The sequence below is a fragment of the Lacrimispora sp. genome, assembly GCF_047605665.1.
In the GTDB taxonomy this organism is placed as follows: domain Bacteria; phylum Bacillota; class Clostridia; order Lachnospirales; family Lachnospiraceae; genus Lacrimispora.
Genome location: NZ_JASGFH010000012.1, coordinates 129,857 through 147,761 on the forward strand (window position 1 = coordinate 129,857; position 17,905 = coordinate 147,761).

The following is a 17,905-nucleotide window of genomic DNA, read 5'->3' on the forward strand; positions in this document are numbered from 1 at the left end:
CGATACTTAAGTTTTGTAAATTTGTTCAGTGAATTGGGTTTATGCGTTTTAGTATAGCATTGGGCGGGCTGAAATTCAAGCGAGAACAACAGACAGGAGGGATGACGGCAGTAAATTCTGCAAATGTTCCACGGTTCTTCTCCCCTTGATTTTTTTAGAAAAGTACGGTAAAATAAACTAAGTATCTAAACTGAGTTTGTGAAATGGGTTACTAATATCGGTTTCGCATCAATCAAATCAAGCTTCAAGTATTGATGTTAGAACAAGTTTTTTAAAATACAAGATGGAGGAAAACGTATGAACAGAAGGCAATTAATTCACAGAGTCACAGCTATGATGCTGTCTGTCATCATCGTTGCAGGTATGATTCCTGTATCAGTGTCAGCGGATACAGACATGCTCCCCTCTTATGCCAGCGGTGAGATTACCGTCTTTGAGGCACTGGAGCCGGACATCGCAGTGCAGAGTGTACCGCTTGGCACCTCCCAAGAGGATTTGAAACTGCCGTATGCCCTGACAGTGACCATGCGGCTTGCAGCTTTGGAAGAGGAACCAGTGCCGGATTCCGGGGAAGCGGATGTGGATTTGGCCGGTGACGGTATTGAGAGCGGTTTCGGGAGTGACGTTGATGGGCTGAATGATGGTGAAAGCGGAGCAGGAGATGAAACCGCATCTCCCTCAGAAGCGGAGGAAACCGCATCTCCCTCAGACGCAGAGGAAACAGGCGGCAGCTCCGAAGCAGAGCCTCAGGGGGACGATGAGGATGCCGCAGCTGAAATCACGGTTTCGCTGCCCGTCACATGGGCTTCTTCACCGGAATACGATGGCAGCACGCCGGGCGAGTACATATTTACACCTGAAATTCCGAAAGGTTATACGTTTGCCGATGGTATTGTGATACCGCAGATTACGGTAGCAGCAGGACTTGCCATGCGGCTGGCTCTAACCGGCACAGGTGCGGATTATTCCTGGTACGATGACAACATAGCTGCGTCTGAATTTGAAATCAGCGACGCGGCACAGTTGCAGGGGCTTGCGGATATTGTAAATGGCACCCGTGGCAGCTCATTTGATTTTTCGGGAAGAACGATCAGCCTTATGGATGACATCGACCTTTCCGGGTATGATAACTGGACGCCCATTGGAACCGCATCAAAGCCATTTTCCGGAACCTTTGAGGGCAATGGCAACACCATCAGCAATCTGAAAATCAGCGCCCCCAACACAGACCATGTCGGTCTGTTCGGTATGGTAAAGGGATCAATTTCCAATCTGATTGTCACAAAAGTACACATCACCGGTAAGGAAAAAGTGGGCGCCATAGCGGGCGAGCTTTGGGGGAGTGTGACCCACTCGGCAGTGGCAGGCGGAACAGTTTTTGGAAATGGATATATTGGCGGCATTGTCGGTTGGGCGGCATATGACCAGACAGCCGGCAGTATGATGAACAGCAGCATTGAAAGCAGCTTTTCCGCCTGTGATGTGCGTGGGATTGGCCTTTCTCCTTTCAATGCCGGAGGTGTGGCCGGTTCTGTAAGCTATGGAACGATTATTAACTGCTACTCCCTTTATGGTGTAATGGGGGAGGGGGTTTCCGGCTATCTTCAAAATGTGGGGGGAGTGGCCGGCTCGGTAAGGCAATCAACCCTGAAAAACTGCTTCGCTTTGGGTGAGATCAGGGGATCTATGAGTGTGGGTGGCATTGTGGGCTCTATCTCAGGTTCTTTTGATACGCCCTCAGCCCTTGAAAATTGCGCGGCCTTAAATGTCAGTGTGCGGGGTGACTACAGCGGATACGGCGGACCGAAGGTGGGGCGGCTTGTTGGAGGCTATGACGAGTGGTATACGGATATCACCGGCAGCATCTCATTTTCGGGGATGTCCAAAACCGGAGGCGGCGGAAATGATGGAACAGGCAGGACCGCCGCAGAAATTAAAGCGGAGGACTTTTTTACAGATATGGGATACCCTTCTGGGGAATGGGAATTCCAGTTCGCCTCTCTTCCCGTACTCTCCGGTTTTCCTGAAGGAATACAGACCGGGGATATTCCTCAGCATCTGAGTCCGATTTTGCCTTCTGTGCCCAGGGAGTTCATCGCCTTGCACGGCGACCGCAAAGTGACCCTGAAGTGGTCCCAGCCTGCAAGAGCAGGAGAAAACCCAATTCTTCGTTATGAAGTGAGAAAAGACAACGATGCATGGATCTCTGTTGACAAGAGCAAATTGACCTATGATTTTACCGGACTTACCAACGGCACCGCCTATACCTTTCGGGTGCGCGCCGTAAACAGCAACGGAAATGGCTCACTGGCCATAATCCAAAAAACCCCAGGCAAAATCTCCTCTGCTCCCCAAAATCTTATGGCATATTTCTCCGATGATCGGTATACTGCCGCCTGGGATGCACCCAGCGATCCGGGAACCGGTGAAATTCTGTATTATGAGGTACGGTATACCAATAATCCATATTGGTTGGAAACCGCACCCTGGTTTCAGGTTCAAGGCTCTTTTTCCTGTAAATTAATGGGGCTGGGCATATCAAGCTGGTGTTATGTACAGGTTCGGGCGGTGAACCGTTACGGTACCAGTGCAATTGCTGACTGGATTCCTGACCAGGTACCCACTCCTCCCAGAGACTTAAAGGCAGTCAGAGGAAACCGAAAAATCACGCTCTCCTGGGCGGAGCCTTCGTTTTATGGCGGTGATGTCGTGTCCGGATATCAAGTGTTTCATCCGGTAACCAAAACATGGCTGTCGGCGGGTATGGGAAAGACTTATACCGTCAGCGGGCTCACCAACGGGGAGACCTACAGATTTATGGTACGGGCCTCTAATTCCTACTTTGGCACCGGCATCCCGGCGGCCCTGACCATTGATCCCAGGGAGCCGCCCGTTATCTATACAGGAAGCAGTTTAATATGGTCTTATGGTGATCCCATAAGCTTTCAGGTTCAGGCAACCGGACAAACTCCTTTCAGCTTTTCTCTGATTGGCGCACCCACCGGCGTGTCTATTGAAAATACCGGGTTTGTGTTCCTGGACGGAACAACGCCTGCCGGAACCCACACCTTTACCATTAAAGTGTCCAACGATTCTCCTCCTGACGCAATGCAAAACTTCACCTTGATTGTCACACGCTATACACCGAAATTCGGAGATTTGCAGTTTAACCCAATCACAGACCGCACCTATGACGGCACAGCAACGGGCATCGGTCCGGTAAGTGATAAAAAGGGGCTGGGTTTGTCCATCAACGTCTATTATGAAGGCAGGAACGGAACTGTCTATCCCCAGTCAATGACCCCTCCCAAGGATGCCGGGGATTATCAAGTGACTGTAAGCATTGCCGAAAGCGCAAACATAAACGGCGTCAGCTTTCCCCTTGCATCCTACAGCATCCTCCCTAAGTCAGTTACCGTCATACCGGTGGGCGGTCAGAGCAAGATGTATGGGCAGCCCGATCCTGTGCTGAAATATACGGTGTCCCCGTCTTTAGAGTCCGGTGATTCGCTGCCCGGTGCTTTGGGCAGGAATCCGGGGAATCGCGTGGGCAGCTACGGAGTTACACAGGGAACGCTTTTGGGAAGCAGCAACTATACGCTTTCGTTCTCAGGAACAACCGTCTATTTCGCGATCACGCCCAAGAATAACGCCAGCTTCAGCATTGCGCCTATTTCTTCAGAGATATACACCGGCAGCGCGTTCACTCCCGAACCGGAGGTGAGAGATGAGGGGACACTGCTTACAAAGGGTGTTGATTTCACCTACAGCTATGAGAACAATGTCAATGCCGGAACTTCGGCAACGGTGAGAATTACCGGTATAGGTGATTATGCGGGCAGTATAAGTTCCGCCGCCTTTACCATCGGCAAGGCAGATAACACCTTGAGCATTTCCTGCGCAGATATTACGTATGGACAAGTCCCGGCACCATCTGTTGTGACCAATACCGGCGGTGGGACAGTATCATATGAATACAAGGTCCGGGGTTCAGATGACGGCACATATGCCTCAGTTATACCGGCTGATGCGGGAAGCTATACCGTGAGAGGCACCTCGGCACCAACAGCAAATTATAATTCTGCGTCGGCAGCAGTGGATTTTACCATTGACAAAGCAGATAATACGCTGAATATTTCCTGCCCCGATATCACTTACGGGCAGACGCCTTCCCCAACGGCTGATACCAATGCCAGTGCTGGCCTGGTGTCATATGAATACAAGGTTCAGGGCGCAAATGACAGCACCTATACTTCGATTGTGCCGGCTGCGACAGGAAGTTATACTGTGCGCGGCACCTCAACAGCTACTTCCAACTACAATGCTGCGACGGCCACCGCAGATTTCGACATCAATAAAGCAGCTCCGCCTCTGACGCTGACGGCTGATCCCGCCGATACACGCCCCCGCCCCGGCAGCGTAACCCTGATAGCTGCCCTTCCTACCGATGCGACGGGAACCCTGATTTTCAGAGCAGGGATGGATACCTTGACAATGGTGACTCTGCCAGATAATACCGCACTCTTTGTCCCGGCAGGTGTGACCAATGAATACGGCTTTACGGTGGAGTACAGCGGGGACAGTAACTACGAGAGCAAAACCAGCATGGCGCTGGAATACCGATTTACAAAATCCGAACAGGCAGATGTCATCGCAGCGGATAGCACGATATGCTACGGCGAAACACTGGATTTATCCACGCTTGTCAGCGGCGGTTCCGGCACCGGTGCCCTTTGCTTTACAGTGACCGGCGGCCCCGGCCAGATCAATGGAACAACGCTGATCCCCACCGGTGCCGGAGAGGTGAATATCACCGCAACAAAAGCGGAGGATCACGATTATAAAACCAAGTCCGCTGGGTTTAATGTTACAGTAAATTCCCGTGTGATCACCTTCGCAGTGGCTTCTGTTGGAATGCAGGACTATACAGGCAGCCCTGTCACTCCAACGCCGGAGGTTTGGGACGGAACCACGGTTCTGACCGAAGGCGTACATTATACCTATTCCTATGATAACAATACAGATGCCGGGGCTCTTGCAGCCATCCATGTCACCGGAGCCGGTCCCTATGCAGGCAGCACCGGCTCCGCATCCTTTATCATTGGCCGGATTATTCCGGTCATTACAAGGCCCCCGGCCGTCAGCGGCACGGTTTACACTGGAACACCATTGCCGCAAATATTACTGACAGGCGGTTCGGCCAGTGCCAGCGGGCACTTTGAATGGGTGAATTCATCAAACGCCGCCGTATATGGCCCCAATACCTTTGAAGTCCGGTTTGTGCCGGAAGACCCCATCCTTTATACAGAAGTGTCCGGGATCAATGTCACCTTTCATGCCGTCAACCATAATTCACGCAATACGGCCGCAGTCCCTGCCGTAATGCCCAATCAGCCCACCGCCGCAAATGTGGAAGCTGCTGCACAGGTGGAAAATGGCAATGCAGCCCTTACCATAACCGACAGTATGGTAAAGGCGGCAATTGATCAAGCGCTGGCGGCTGCCAAAACCAGAGGAAATACCGCAAACGGCATCAGTGTGAATATTTCAGTAGCTGCCGCAGGCGCCGTCAGGCTTGATCTCACTTTAGAACGGGCCGCCCTGAACCGTCTGCTGGAGGCGGGTGTAACATCCTTTCACATTTCCAGCCTGCTGGTGAATATGAGCTTTGATAGGTTGGCACTGAAAGAAATTCAGGAGCAGAGCAGCGGCAATCTTGCTATTACCGTAAACCCTGCGGCAGTAACCGGCCTGCGCAATGCTTTTGACATTACCCTGGGTTCTGAAAAGGATGGAAAGGCAGTCAATATCACCTCGCTGGGAACGGGTACTTCTATCCTCAGTATCCCGGCAGAACCCGGCAAAGATGAGTCTGAAGGCTGTCTCTATGGCGCATATGTGGGGCTGAACAACCAGATAATCCGCATTGCGGATTCAGCGTACGATGCGAACAGCAGGCGTATGATTTTCTCCACCGGCCATTTTTCCGTGTATGGCGTGGGCTATGCCGCCCCAGACACAGCATTTACCGATATCAATGCCCATTGGGCGAAGGAAGCCATTGATTATGCGGCGGGCAGAGGATTGGTCTCCGGCGCGTCGGAAACCGCCTTTGAACCCAACAGCGCCATGACGAGGGAGATGCTGGCGGCGGCCCTTGGCAGACTGGCAGGTGCGGACACCGGGCTCTATACCACAAGCAGTTTTGCCGATGTGAAAGCTGACAGCGCCTTCCAACCGTATATCGAATGGGCGTACAAAAAAGGCATTATGCAGGGCAGCCAAAATCAGCAGTTTGCACCAGACAGAGCAGTAACACGTGAAGAAATGGCAGTCATCTTCGCAAATTACGCGAAAGCCGCCGGCCAGAAGCTGCCTGTGATTCGTGAAGCCGCTGTCTATGAGGACGCTTCCAGGATCAGCGGCACCTGCAAAACGGCGGTCACCGCCATGCAGCAGGCGGGAATCATGATGGGCGGCATGAACAACAGATTCAATCCGAAATCCAAAACCACCCGTGCAGAGGTTTCCTCCATGCTTTACCGCTATATCAAAGTGACCATCGACCCCGCCGCCGCACAGGGATGGGCGCTCAATGATGCCGGACAGCATCTCTACTACAAAGACGGCAAGGCGCTGGCCGGAACACAGATTATCGGCGGCGTGAAATATTTCTTTGAAACTACCGGAATTTTGAAAACCGGCTGGGTGAAAGACGGCCATGACTGGCACTTCTATTCCGGTAACACCATGCTGGTTGGCTGGCTGGACATGGGTTCAGACGGCGGCAGCAAACGTTATTACTTTGACCCCTATGGCAATATGGCAGCCGGGAAACGGCTTAAGATTGACAGCGGGTGGTACTATTTCAATCCCGACGGTTCTCTGGCAGGAAATGCTGAAGCCGGGGAGTCTGAGAGCGGAGAAAACGGTGTAAGAAAAACGGAATAACCGCAGGGGCAAAGAATATCCTCATTTGAGGACTGCTGAAAGGCAGAGGTGTTTTTAACAGAAAAAAGGGGTGCTGTCTGGACAGCATCCCTTTATTTTACGCAGGCAAAGCCTTGTTTTTATAAGATTTAAATGCTTGATTATGTATGGAATCAGACCGGTTATACTGCCGGATTATTCTTCCTCATCCATGGATTTGCAACTATCAGAAAATTCCGGAGAACAAGCTGCGTCATTAATGTCTACGACAGGGTTGATAGCTATGGGCTGCTGTTCTTCAGGTTGTTTTGTGATTTTTTGATCTTTATCTGTCATAAAAAACACCTCCGTTTATTATTTTGCTGTTCTTATTATAACTCTTTGTCTGACAAATTACAAGAACAAATCCTTGAGTTTTCACTAATCTATAAAAAAGTAATAATAGAAAAGCAATAGAAGTCATGATATTATATATAATAATTAAATGAAAAAGAACTGAAGTGATACAGGAAAAGGAGACTTATGAAGATATATATTGATGCAGATGCATGTCCGGTAGTAAAGATAGCAGAGAGAATTGCAAAAAAGCATCGCATACCATCTGTGCTGCTTTGCGACACAAATCACGTACTCACCTCTGATTACAGTGAAATAAAGGTCATTGGAGCCGGGGCGGATGCGGTGGATTTTGCGCTGATCAGCCTTTGTAAAAAGGGAGATGTGGTGATCACCCAGGATTACGGCGTGGCTGCCATGGCTCTTGGAAAAGGGGCATACTGCATCCATCAATCGGGAAAATGGTATACAAATGAGAACATTGACGGAATGCTGATGGAACGCCACATGGCAAGAAAGGCCAGAAGTGCAGGAAAAAAGCATCATTTAAAGGGGACATCCAAGCGGACGGCAGAGGATGACAAGAGATTTGAAGAGTCTTTTGAGAGACTGATTGAATATATAAAAATCTCCGGAAGCGTTTAAATTGACAGCAATATCTGAACCATGGTAAAATAACTTCAACAGACGGGAGGAGGGCATCCAATTTATGTATTATATTCGTTTAAGATAAGCTGGCAATGAAGAAGCAGTGATATTTTCCACAGCAGTGGGCTTTCTTTGTGATGCTTATTTTACGGATTGAGACATGGATGCAGAAAAGGTGTGCCGTTTTTTGAAACGGTACGTTTTTGACCCAGGTCTTTTTAACGTTGATATGCTGGCAGAAAGTCCTATTGCGGATTCTAGCCTGCATTTTTTATTGCCCAAAACCAGAACAAAACAACGGTAAAAAGTGCGAGGAGAAAAAACTATGATAAACGAAATTTCAAAATGGAAACTGAATTTTTTTACTATATGGGCGGGGCAGGCGGTTTCGCTGGTGACCAGCGCCATCCTGCAGATGGCGGTGATTTTTTATCTCACAGAGGAGACCGGTTCAGCTATGGTGCTGTCTGTTGCTTCTTTTGCAGGATTCCTTCCCTACACGGTTTTGGGGCCCGCCATAGGCGTGCTGGTGGACCGGTATGACCGGAAGAAGATCATGATCGGCGCCGATTTGATGATTGCCGCAGCAGGAGCGGGGCTGGCCGTCATTGGAATGTATATGAAGCTGCCGGTTTGGCTGGTGATGGCGGCTCTGTTTATCCGGAGTGTGGGAACCGCTTTTCATTCTCCGGCCTTAAGTGCGGTGACCCCTCTGCTGGTGCCTAAGGAAGAGCTGACCAAATGTGCAGGTTACAGCCAGTCCCTGCAGTCTGTAAGCTATATTTTAAGCCCGGCTGCAGCGGCATTTTTATATTCTGTCTGGGAACTGAATGCGATCATAGCCCTTGATGTGGCGGGGGCAGCCATTGCGTGTATTACCGTAGCTCTGGTGCGTATTCCCAGGCCTGAGGCGGCTGAGAAAACCCAGGAACAGAACTTTTTGGAGGAGATGAAAGACGGATTTGTGGTACTGAAGAAAAATAAAGAACTGTTTGCGCTGCTGATTATGGGCACACTATACATGTTTGTCTATATGCCGATCAATGCCCTATATCCTCTGATCAGCATGGAATACTTTGGAGGAACGCCGGTGCATGTTTCTGTTACGGAAATCGCTTATGCCTGCGGTATGCTGGCGGGAGGCCTGCTGCTGGGCTTGTTTGGGAAATTTAAAAGGCGGACTTTGCTGATAACGGCCTCCATTTTTTTGATGGGAATCAGTTTAACGGTTTCAGGCCTGCTTCCTCCAGATGGATTTGCCGTATTTGCGGTATGCTGTGCGGCCATGGGGCTGTCGGTTCCGTTTTACAGTGGTGTTCAGACGGCGCTTTTTCAGGAACAGATAAGGCCTGAGTATCTGGGACGGGTATTTTCCCTGACAGGAAGCATTATGTCTCTGGCCATGCCCGTCGGACTGATTCTTTCCGGATTCTTTGCAGACCGGATCGGCGTGAATCACTGGTTTCTGATATCAGGCGTTTTAATTACCGGCATTGCCGTCATCTGTCCGCTGGCGGCAGGAACCGGGAAGTCCGGTTAAAATCAAGGGGCAATGAGTTCACATTTATAATTAAAAAGGGAGTCTTAAAAGCCATTTTTGCGGCTTTTAAGACTCCTTTTTTTGCCCCTATCTCATATCCTTGATAATTGCCGATATATGGGCCAGCTTTTCCTTACTGAGGCATTGCAAATCCTTGATGATATCATTGAGATGTTCCGGATTTGATGAATCAAAATCAAAAAAATCCCTAGGTGTAATATTCAGATATTCACAAATATCAAAAAAAGAAGTCATAGAAGGCAGGTTATTTCTGTTTTCAATATTATTGATATAACCCGCACTCTGCCCCAGGGATAAGCTCATATCTCTGGCTGAAACACCTTTACCTATTCTTAGCTGCGTTAGCCTTGCCACAAAACGTTCATCCATCATACACTCACCACCTTACCCTATTTTACCGCACATAATGGGAACTTATGTCCTGTTTAACCTATTATTTGTGTTGACACATCCTGTTGGGCTATATATAATTAAATTGTATATACGATTGAATCAGGTATTCCTGATATTAATGTAAAAAGGAAAATGGAAATGTAGCGTAGAGAATCGGATTTCAGGGGAAGGACAACCGGCTCATGAAAGAAAAAGAACTGCCTCCGGACAGCAAAAGCTGCCCCAGCGCAACCATTGATACATTGCTCACCATCCTTTATGAGAAAAGTGATGAAACGGAGAAACATTCCAAACGTCTCGGCGAATACTGCCACGTCATCGGACAGAGACTGGGCTTTTCCTCCGGAGAAATGGATGAGATATCCCTTTTGGCCCTGCTGCACGACATCGGAAAGGTGGGCATTCACGTGAACATCCTGCAAAAACCGGGAGCCCTCACTCCTCAGGAATGGGATGTGATGAAGGAGCACCCTGCAATCGGCTGCCAGATTGTCCGTTCTATTCCGGAGCTTGGAACTGTATCAGACCTGATTCTCGCCCATCATGAACGCTGGGATGGGAAAGGCTATCCCAGAGGATTAAAAGGAGAGGAAATCCCCCTTTTCTGCCGCATTCTGGCAGTGGCTGACTCCTTTGACGCCATGATCAATGACCGGGCATACCGCAAAGCCATGGAAAAGGAAGCGGCAATCCAGGAGATCGAAAGAAATGCCGGAACGCAGTTTGATCCGGGAGTCGCAGAGCTTTTTGTTAAAATCATGACGAACATGGGAAGAAAGCCTTTAAGCGGGCAGTGAATTCTTTCAGTCCAGTCCCGGAATTTATGATTGACAATAAAAGACACCTATGCTATCATTACACAAAATAGTGAAAAGGCGAAGAAGAGGAATAGTACATATACAAAGAATTTCAGAGAGAAGATGGATGGTGCGAATCTTTATTTCAGTGTATGGAAGCAGTCTCGGAGCTTTGGACCGAACAATTGCAGGCAGGCGACTGTCCGGCATTTCAGTAGGCTTCAACGTATTTCCCACGTTACAGGGACTCGGTATGTCAGTACCGTAGAGAGTGCAGAGAATTTCTCTGAATTTAGGTGGTAACACGGATTGTATATTCGCCCTAAACGTTTCGACGTTTAGGGCTTTTTTTAATTTTCACTTATTTTATTACTTTAGGAAAGAGGTACATAATTATGAGGAATTTTGAAAAATCAAGTAAATTGGATCACGTTTGCTACGACATCAGAGGGCCGGTCATGGATGAGGCCAACCGCATGATCAGCCAGGGCATGGATATATTGAAATTGAACATCGGAAATCCTGCCCCCTTCGGATTTCAGGCGCCCCAGGAGCTTCTCGACCAGATGAATGAAAATTTATCGCTCACAGAAGGGTATTCCGATTCAAAGGGCCTCTTATCCGCAAGGCAGGCCATTGTCAAATACAGCAGGAAAAAGGGAATTGAGAACATTACGGAAGAGGATGTATACACGGGAAATGGAGTCAGCGAGCTGATCACCTTATCCATGCAGGGGCTTTTAAATCCCGGAGATGAGATTCTCGTTCCTTCACCGGATTATCCCTTGTGGACTGCATCCGTAACTCTTGCAGGGGGAAATGCCGTCCATTATGTGTGTGATGAAAATGCAGATTGGTATCCTGACGTACAGGACATAAAAAAGAAGATTTCAGACAGGACAAAGGGAATTGTCATCATCAATCCCAACAATCCCACCGGCTCTTTGTATCCCAGGGAAATCCTGGAGGAAATTGTGGAGCTGGCCCGCCAGAACGGGCTGATCATCTTTGCCGATGAAATCTATGACAGGCTGGTGCTGGACGAACTGGAACACGTATCCATCGCTTCCCTGGCTCCTGATCTTTTGACAGTCACCTTTAACGGCCTGTCAAAATCCCATCTGATCGCAGGCTACCGCTGCGGCTGGATGAGCCTTTGCGGAGATAAGTCTTTTGCAAAAGGCTATGTGGAAGGAATCAATCTCCTGTCCTCCATGCGGCTTTGCTCCAATGTTCCCGCCCAGTCGGTCATCGGACCGGCTCTCGATATGGAAGAGGAGACGAAGAAGCTGCTGGTTCCGGGAGGAAGGGTCTATGAGCAGAGAGAATACATTCACCGGGCATTAAATGACATCCCCGGAATCACATGTGTCAGGCCCAAAGCAGCCTTTTACGTGTTCCCGAAAATCGATATCAAAAAATTCGGCATTTACGATGATGAGAGGTTTGTCCTGGACTTTTTAAGAGAAAAACAGATTCTTCTGACTCATGGAGGGGGCTTCCACTGGGAGAGGCCGGACCATTTCCGGATCGTCTATCTGCCGGAGCTGGAGCAGCTTAAAATGGCATGCAGCAAGCTGGGAGACTTCCTGTCCGGCTACAGGCAGGCATAGAGAAATGTGAAATATTGGCCAAATCACGCAGCAAATCCTTTTCTGATGAATATATTTAATATAGTGAAATAGGAAAGGAATGCGAATATGCCTATTAAAATATTTATTGATCAGGGACATAACCCCAGCGGATATTTTAACAGCGGAGCAGAAGCGGGTGGCTTGACAGAATCAGAAATCAATTATGAGGTAGGGATATATTTACTGAACCTACTCAACAGCGATCCCAGATTTGAGGCCCGCGTTTCAAGGCCGACACCGGATACGGTATTGGGAACGAATAACACCACCAGCCTGGCGGAGAGGGTCCGGATGGCAAATGAGTGGCCTGCCGATTACTTCATCAGCATCCACTGCAATTACAGCCCCAATCCCGGCCTCAACGGCACAGAAGTTTACATTTACCAGTACGGAACTCAGGCCCAGTGGGTGGCGGAAGATATCATGAACGGAATCAACTGGTTCGCTGGGACGAGAAATAACGGAATCCGGGAAAACCCGTCTCTCTATGTTTTGAGAAATGCAAACATGCCTGCCAATCTGGTGGAACTGGGGTATTTAAGCAGCCCTGTCGATTCCGCATTGCTGCGGGATAACCCCTATGGATTTGCTTACGGCATTTACTTTGGACTTTTAAGATACTTTGGGTTTGCATGAGTCAGGGCAAAGTCCCGTTTAATGATTAAAAGCTCTTTTAACTGTTTTAAGATGTAGAATAAAATAGCTCTCGCCTCAAACTCCTCCCGGCTGGCAGGAAGCTCGTGGCCTTTTAAATCCTGAAATAAAAGGTCCAGCTCCTGCAAAAGCCCCTCTGCCGTATTGTCTCTGTGATAGTTCTGACCGATGCTTTCTATGAGCTTTGCCGTATGAAGGGCCTGTCTGGGAAGGCAGGCAGAGCTTTTTACATTTTCATAAAGCTCCTGCAGGACCATGCTTTGCTGCTGGCGCATCTGGATGTAATCCACTTCATAGGAATCCTTTTTCCAGAGGGCGTTGTTGTAGTTGTTCAGTGCACATGTTTTTGCTGCTGCCAGGCTCTCCTGAAGCTGTGAGAGACAGCCGGGGCCGTGTTTTTCTTCGTCCCCTAAAAGGAGCCAGACGGACATCTTTTCCAGCAGGCCTTTGACCTGTCGGTCCGCTTCATCTGCAAGCCTTTGGAATTCGTCCCCTTTTCTGCGCAGATGCATGTTGACGAGAATGCCTACTAAGGTTCCGATGAGAAACAGGGCGATTTCATTTCTCATGAGGGCTGGCGACATGGACTGTTCGGACAGAAAATGGGTGATCAAAACCGAGTCCATGGCAATGGCCTCTCCCCAGTCCGCATAGAGGCAGAGGAGGGAAAACAGCATAAGGTATACGGCAAAAGCGGTGAGCGTAAAGCCCAGAAGGTGAAAGGCTCCTGCGGCCAGAACCAGGGCGCATAAAAATGCCAGAGCCCGGTTTCTGGCGCTTCTCAGCGTCTCCCTCTTTGTGTTTTGAATGCTGAGAACCGTGATAATGCCCGCAGTTGCGGAATATTGAAAGCCAAGTCTGGCCGCAATGGAAATTGCCAGAACCGCGGCCAGGGCTATCTTAATGCTTTTGATTATTTTTTCTCTATTCATCTTTTGATTCTCCTCAAATCAATGGTATTGGACCGTTTCAGTATACCATATCCGGAAAAACATCACATCAAAAAGATTTGTGTTTCTTGCAAAATAGCGTAAATCTGGTATACTGTTTTTCAGAGCGTCTGTTTGGACAGGCGGATTTACGGGAGGAAAAGGATTATGATAGGAACCATTGTAAACACTGCCGCGATTTTAGCGGGCAGCGGAATCGGCGCCTGTGTCAGAAAGGGCCTGGGAGAGCGTTACCAGGATGCCTTGTACAATGCCATGGGACTTGCCGCCTGCGGTTTGGGTGTCAATGCAATCGTCCAGAACATGCCAAAGAGCAGTTTTCCGGTCTTATTTATCATCAGCCTTGCGGCAGGAAGCTTTCTTGGAACCGCGGCTGACTTGATGGGCCGGTTTGAAAGGCTTACAAACCGTTTTTCAAAGGGGAATTTAGGGCAGGGACTGTCCACTGCCATTCTTTTATTCTGCATCGGGACATTGTCCATTCTGGGCCCCATGGAAAGCGCTCTTAGGGGAAACAACACCTATCTCTTTACCAATGCCACCCTTGATTTTGTCACTTCTCTGGTCCTGGCTTCTACCTATGGAATCGGGATTGCCCTGGCAGCAGCGGTGCTGTTTTTGTGGCAGGGAAGCATCTATCTGTTTTCCGGAGCTCTGTCCCAGTTTTTGACAGGAGAGTTGCTGACGGAGATTTCCCTTGTGGGAGGTTTTTTGATTTTCAGTTCCGGCCTTTCTATTTTAAAGATCAAGGACTGCAAATCTCTGAATATGCTGCCGGCCTTATTGATTCCGGTTTTGTGGTTTCTGGTAAAGCCGTGACAGAAGAGTTGAAAGGAGAAAAATAATTATGGAAAAAAGGATTTCAGGAAAAACGGGTTTAATGGCGCTGATCGGCTCCCCCATCGGGCATTCCGGCTCACCGGCCATGTACAATTACTGCTTTGAAAAGCTGGGGCTTGACTATGCCTATCTGGCTTTTGATGTGAAGGTGGATGAGGTGGAAAAGGCCATTGAAGCCATGAAGACCTTTCATGTAAAAGGCTTTAATGTGACAATGCCCTGTAAAAATGAAGCTGCAAAATACATGGATGAGTTATCTCCCGCGGCCCGCATCATCGGTGCAGTCAACACAGTTGTGGAAGAGGACGACAGGCTGATAGGATACATGACCGACGGCGAAGGCTTTGTGGACAACCTTCGGGATCACGGAGTGGAGATTGCCGGAAATAAGATCACTGTCTGCGGCGGCGGCGGCGCAGCGGCGGCGATCCAGGTACAGTGCGCTCTGGAAGGTGCCAGAGAAATTTCTGTTTTCAATATTAAGGATGAATTTTTTGACCGCACCCTTCGTCTGGCGGAAAAGATCAAAGAGGAAAAGCCGGAGTGTGTGATCAATGTTTATGACATTGAAGATATGGAAATCATGAGAAGAGAAATCGCTTCCAGCCAGGTGTTTGCCAATGCGACCATCGTGGGCATGAAGCCTATGGAGAATCAGAGCGTGGTAAAAGATGTTTCCATGTTCCGTCCGGGTCTTGTGGTGGTGGATGCGGTATATAATCCAAAGGAAACCAGGCTGCTGAGAGAAGCGAAGGAAGCCGGATGCACCTGTATTAATGGTCAGGGAATGCTTGTGTGGCAGGGAGCAGCGGCATTTAAGCTGTTCACCGGGCTGGACATGCCGGTAGAGGGTGTAAAGGAGCTGCTTTTTAAATAATTATACCCATGCTTTTGATTTAGGAGGAGGCCCTGGGGGTTCCGATACAAATGGCGGATACGGGAGCTGATATCATAATCGTTGGAACAGGAAATCAGTTAAAGGCTTGAGGCTGCGGGCATCCGCCGCCTCTTTTTTTACCTTGAAATATGCAAAAGAACTCCCTGTTTTAGTTCTGTTGTGGTATAATGAAATTATCCATAGAGAAGAGAAAAGGTCCCTTGCAGAAGAGGACAGGAAGTATTATTATTAAGATAAAGAATTCGATGCAAAGGACTATTGATCATTAATCATGAAGACATTAAACAGAGATTTTTATAACAGAGATTCTATCATCGTTGCCAAAGAGCTGCTGGGAAAAATACTGGTTCATGAAACAGGCGGGAAAAGAATCAGCGCCAGAATCGTGGAAACAGAAGCTTATATGGGAGTGATCGACAAGGCCGCCCATTCCTACGGAGGAAAGAGAACTCCCAGGGTGGAAGTCATGTATGGTGAGCCGGGTCATTCCTACGTGTATCTCATATACGGCATGTACCACTGTTTTAATATGGTCACCGGGCCACAAGGGGTTCCCCAGGCGGTTCTCATCCGGGCTTTGGAGCCGGTGGAAGGGCTGGATATGATATCCCATAACCGGTATCAGAAGCCCTACGGCGAACTGAATAAAAAACAGATCACAGGGCTGACCAGCGGGCCGGGAAAGCTCTGCAGAGCCTTCCTGATTGATAAGGAACTCAATGGGGAAGACTTATGCGGCAGCAGGCTGTATGTGGAAGAGGGAGAAACAGACGGTTTTTCCATAGCAGAATCCAGGCGGGTAGGAATTGATTATGCGGAGGAAGCCAGGGATTTTCTCTGGAGGTTTTATATAGAAGGTAATCCTTATGTTTCTGTAAAATAATTTCGATATATTATATAATAGAAGGGACAGGAAGAGATATGTTTCGTGAAATAAGAAGAAAAGACAGAGAACTGCCCATGGAGGAAAGCCTGGAAATTTTAAAGAATGGGGAATATGGAGTTTTATCCACCTCAGATCAGGAAGGACAGGCCTATGGAATCCCCTTAAGCTACGTTTATAAAGATGATGCCATCTATTTTCACGGGGCAAAAGAAGGACATAAGCTGGACAACATATCCTCCAATCCCAAAGTTTCATTCTGCGTGGTGGGAAAAACCTGCGTGGTACCGGAGCGGTTCAGCACCAATTATGAGAGTGTGATCGCGTTCGGAGAAATAGACGAGGTAAAGGAAGAGGAAAAACAAGCTGCACTGATGGAACTGATTTTTAAGTATTCCCCGGACTTTGTGGAGGGCGGAAAGCTTTATGTGGAAAAATCGGGTTCCAGAGCCCATCTGTTTAAAATGAACGTCACCCATATTTCAGGAAAGAGCAGAAAGTAGGCAAAATAGGTTAAATTGAAGAAGTTTTTAAAATAAATCGTAAAAAAATCAAATGTGTTGTTATTACAACAGACAAAACTGACATCAAATGATATCCTCTAAAAGAAGTAAAGAAAACACGAGCACACGCACCGGCATCCCCCGGTGTTATGCATAAAATTTTACAATGGAGGTAATAGAATATGAGCATGTTTTGCTATCAGTGTCAGGAAACAGCAAAAAACGCAGGTTGCACCATTAAGGGCGTCTGCGGTAAGAATGAGGAAGTAGCAAAGCTTCAGGACTTGCTGATTTATGCAACGAAAGGAATTTCTGAAATTATTGTAAAGACAAAAGCTAACGTTGCAGAGCTGGCTGAAATCAATCATGAGGTATTGACAAGCATCTTTATCACAATTACAAACGCAAACTTTGATGCAGACGCCATTGAAAAGCAGATTGTAAAGGTACTTGGCTTAAGAGATGAGCTTGCAAAGAAGACAGGCTACACAGGAAATAACGATGCAGCAGTATTTACCGTAGGAGACAGAGCTTCCATGCTTGAAAAAGCAGCAACTGTTGGAGTTCTTTCCACAGAAAACGAAGATGTCCGTTCCTTAAGAGAACTGATCATTTACGGAATCAAGGGAATGGCTGCTTACGCAGAGCACGCATACAATATCGGCAAGGAAGATGCTTCCATCTTCGCTTTCATGTATGAAGGACTTGCAGCAACTTTAGACGACAGCCTTTCTGCTGATGATCTGGTTGCACTGACATTAAAGACCGGAGAATACGGCGTAAAGACCATGGCTCTTCTTGATGAGGCCAACACATCCCGTTACGGAAATCCGGAGATTACATCTGTCAATATCGGTGTTAGAAAGAACCCGGCTATC

Annotated in this window: 13 protein-coding genes, 1 pseudogene and 1 other annotated feature; of the genes and pseudogenes, 11 read left to right on the forward strand and 3 right to left on the reverse strand. The window is 48.2% G+C overall.

Going from position 1 to position 17,905, the window contains the following annotated elements; all coding sequences use genetic code 11:
• Positions 1 to 297 precede the first annotated feature (297 nt).
• Positions 298 to 6,951 (forward strand): S-layer homology domain-containing protein, encoded by a 6,654-nt coding sequence (locus tag QM657_RS11660; protein ID WP_415066831.1) that lies wholly within the window; start codon positions 298 to 300, stop codon positions 6,949 to 6,951.
• A gap of 174 nt (positions 6,952 to 7,125) precedes the next feature.
• Here the strand turns inward: QM657_RS11660 and QM657_RS11665 are convergent, their stop codons facing one another.
• The gene (locus QM657_RS11665; protein ID WP_415066832.1) at positions 7,126 to 7,266 is read right to left on the reverse strand and encodes a hypothetical protein; all 141 of its coding nucleotides are present in this window, start codon (positions 7,264 to 7,266) and stop codon (positions 7,126 to 7,128) included.
• Between the two features lie 186 nt (positions 7,267 to 7,452).
• Here QM657_RS11665 and QM657_RS11670 point away from each other — a divergent pair, with 186 nt between their 5' ends.
• Positions 7,453 to 7,911, forward strand: a complete 459-nt coding sequence (locus QM657_RS11670; protein WP_415066833.1) for a YaiI/YqxD family protein — start codon at positions 7,453 to 7,455, stop codon at positions 7,909 to 7,911.
• Positions 7,912 to 8,239: 328 nt separating this feature from the next.
• A complete protein-coding gene (gene mef(A), locus QM657_RS11675) occupies positions 8,240 to 9,454 on the forward strand; it encodes a macrolide efflux MFS transporter Mef(A) (protein ID WP_415066834.1) in 1,215 nt (404 codons plus the stop codon).
• A gap of 87 nt (positions 9,455 to 9,541) precedes the next feature.
• Here mef(A) and QM657_RS11680 read toward each other — a convergent pair whose 3' ends face one another.
• Positions 9,542 to 9,844 (reverse strand): helix-turn-helix domain-containing protein, encoded by a 303-nt coding sequence (locus QM657_RS11680; RefSeq protein ID WP_415066849.1) that lies wholly within the window; start codon positions 9,842 to 9,844, stop codon positions 9,542 to 9,544.
• 206 nt (positions 9,845 to 10,050) lie between these two features.
• Between QM657_RS11680 and QM657_RS11685 the strand changes: the two genes are divergently transcribed.
• The 3 genes from QM657_RS11685 (at position 10,051) to QM657_RS11695 (ending at position 12,935) form a co-directional block, all read left to right on the forward strand.
• Complete coding sequence (locus tag QM657_RS11685) at positions 10,051 to 10,665, forward strand: HD-GYP domain-containing protein (protein ID WP_415066835.1); 615 nt, start codon at positions 10,051 to 10,053, stop codon at positions 10,663 to 10,665.
• Positions 10,666 to 10,737: 72 nt separating this feature from the next.
• Positions 10,738 to 10,993 (forward strand) — a binding site (T-box leader).
• A 67-nt stretch (positions 10,994 to 11,060) separates the two neighbouring features.
• Positions 11,061 to 12,278: an aminotransferase class I/II-fold pyridoxal phosphate-dependent enzyme gene (locus QM657_RS11690; RefSeq protein WP_415066836.1), complete on the forward strand. Its 1,218-nt coding sequence runs from the start codon at positions 11,061 to 11,063 to the stop codon at positions 12,276 to 12,278.
• An 87-nt stretch (positions 12,279 to 12,365) separates the two neighbouring features.
• The gene (locus QM657_RS11695; RefSeq protein WP_415066837.1) at positions 12,366 to 12,935 is read left to right on the forward strand and encodes an N-acetylmuramoyl-L-alanine amidase family protein; all 570 of its coding nucleotides are present in this window, start codon (positions 12,366 to 12,368) and stop codon (positions 12,933 to 12,935) included.
• Here the strand turns inward: QM657_RS11695 and QM657_RS11700 are convergent.
• Complete coding sequence (locus tag QM657_RS11700) at positions 12,899 to 13,885, reverse strand: aromatic acid exporter family protein (RefSeq protein ID WP_415066838.1); 987 nt, start codon at positions 13,883 to 13,885, stop codon at positions 12,899 to 12,901. The genes QM657_RS11695 and QM657_RS11700 overlap by 37 nt on opposite strands.
• 165 nt (positions 13,886 to 14,050) lie before the next feature.
• Here QM657_RS11700 and QM657_RS11705 point away from each other — a divergent pair, with 165 nt between their 5' ends.
• From QM657_RS11705 to QM657_RS11725, 5 genes and pseudogenes are all read left to right on the forward strand, one after another.
• Positions 14,051 to 14,722, forward strand: a complete 672-nt coding sequence (locus QM657_RS11705) for a DUF554 domain-containing protein (RefSeq protein ID WP_415066839.1) — start codon at positions 14,051 to 14,053, stop codon at positions 14,720 to 14,722.
• 28 nt (positions 14,723 to 14,750) lie between these two features.
• Positions 14,751 to 15,620, forward strand: a complete 870-nt coding sequence (aroE, locus tag QM657_RS11710; RefSeq protein ID WP_415066840.1) for a shikimate dehydrogenase — start codon at positions 14,751 to 14,753, stop codon at positions 15,618 to 15,620.
• A 292-nt stretch (positions 15,621 to 15,912) separates the two neighbouring features.
• Positions 15,913 to 16,524: a DNA-3-methyladenine glycosylase gene (locus QM657_RS11715; RefSeq protein WP_415066841.1), complete on the forward strand. Its 612-nt coding sequence runs from the start codon at positions 15,913 to 15,915 to the stop codon at positions 16,522 to 16,524.
• Between the two features lie 38 nt (positions 16,525 to 16,562).
• Positions 16,563 to 17,027: a pyridoxamine 5'-phosphate oxidase family protein gene (locus QM657_RS11720; protein ID WP_415066842.1), complete on the forward strand. Its 465-nt coding sequence runs from the start codon at positions 16,563 to 16,565 to the stop codon at positions 17,025 to 17,027.
• Between the two features lie 182 nt (positions 17,028 to 17,209).
• Positions 17,210 to 17,905, forward strand: a pseudogene (locus QM657_RS11725) (hydroxylamine reductase); the annotation flags it as partial.

Excerpts from the sequence above, each read along its gene's own strand:
- QM657_RS11660 (WP_415066831.1), top strand. The coding sequence starts at position 298 with ATGAACAGAAGGCAATTAATTCACAGAGTCACAGCTATGATGCTGTCT.
- QM657_RS11665 (WP_415066832.1), bottom strand. The coding sequence starts at position 7,266 with ATGACAGATAAAGATCAAAAAATCACAAAACAACCTGAAGAACAGCAG.
- QM657_RS11670 (WP_415066833.1), top strand. The coding sequence starts at position 7,453 with ATGAAGATATATATTGATGCAGATGCATGTCCGGTAGTAAAGATAGCA.
- QM657_RS11680 (WP_415066849.1), bottom strand. The coding sequence starts at position 9,844 with ATGGATGAACGTTTTGTGGCAAGGCTAACGCAGCTAAGAATAGGTAAA.
- QM657_RS11685 (WP_415066835.1), top strand. The coding sequence starts at position 10,051 with ATGAAAGAAAAAGAACTGCCTCCGGACAGCAAAAGCTGCCCCAGCGCA.
- QM657_RS11690 (WP_415066836.1), top strand. The coding sequence starts at position 11,061 with ATGAGGAATTTTGAAAAATCAAGTAAATTGGATCACGTTTGCTACGAC.
- QM657_RS11695 (WP_415066837.1), top strand. The coding sequence starts at position 12,366 with ATGCCTATTAAAATATTTATTGATCAGGGACATAACCCCAGCGGATAT.
- QM657_RS11700 (WP_415066838.1), bottom strand. The coding sequence starts at position 13,885 with ATGAATAGAGAAAAAATAATCAAAAGCATTAAGATAGCCCTGGCCGCG.
- QM657_RS11705 (WP_415066839.1), top strand. The coding sequence starts at position 14,051 with ATGATAGGAACCATTGTAAACACTGCCGCGATTTTAGCGGGCAGCGGA.
- aroE (WP_415066840.1), top strand. The coding sequence starts at position 14,751 with ATGGAAAAAAGGATTTCAGGAAAAACGGGTTTAATGGCGCTGATCGGC.
- QM657_RS11715 (WP_415066841.1), top strand. The coding sequence starts at position 15,913 with ATGAAGACATTAAACAGAGATTTTTATAACAGAGATTCTATCATCGTT.
- QM657_RS11720 (WP_415066842.1), top strand. The coding sequence starts at position 16,563 with ATGTTTCGTGAAATAAGAAGAAAAGACAGAGAACTGCCCATGGAGGAA.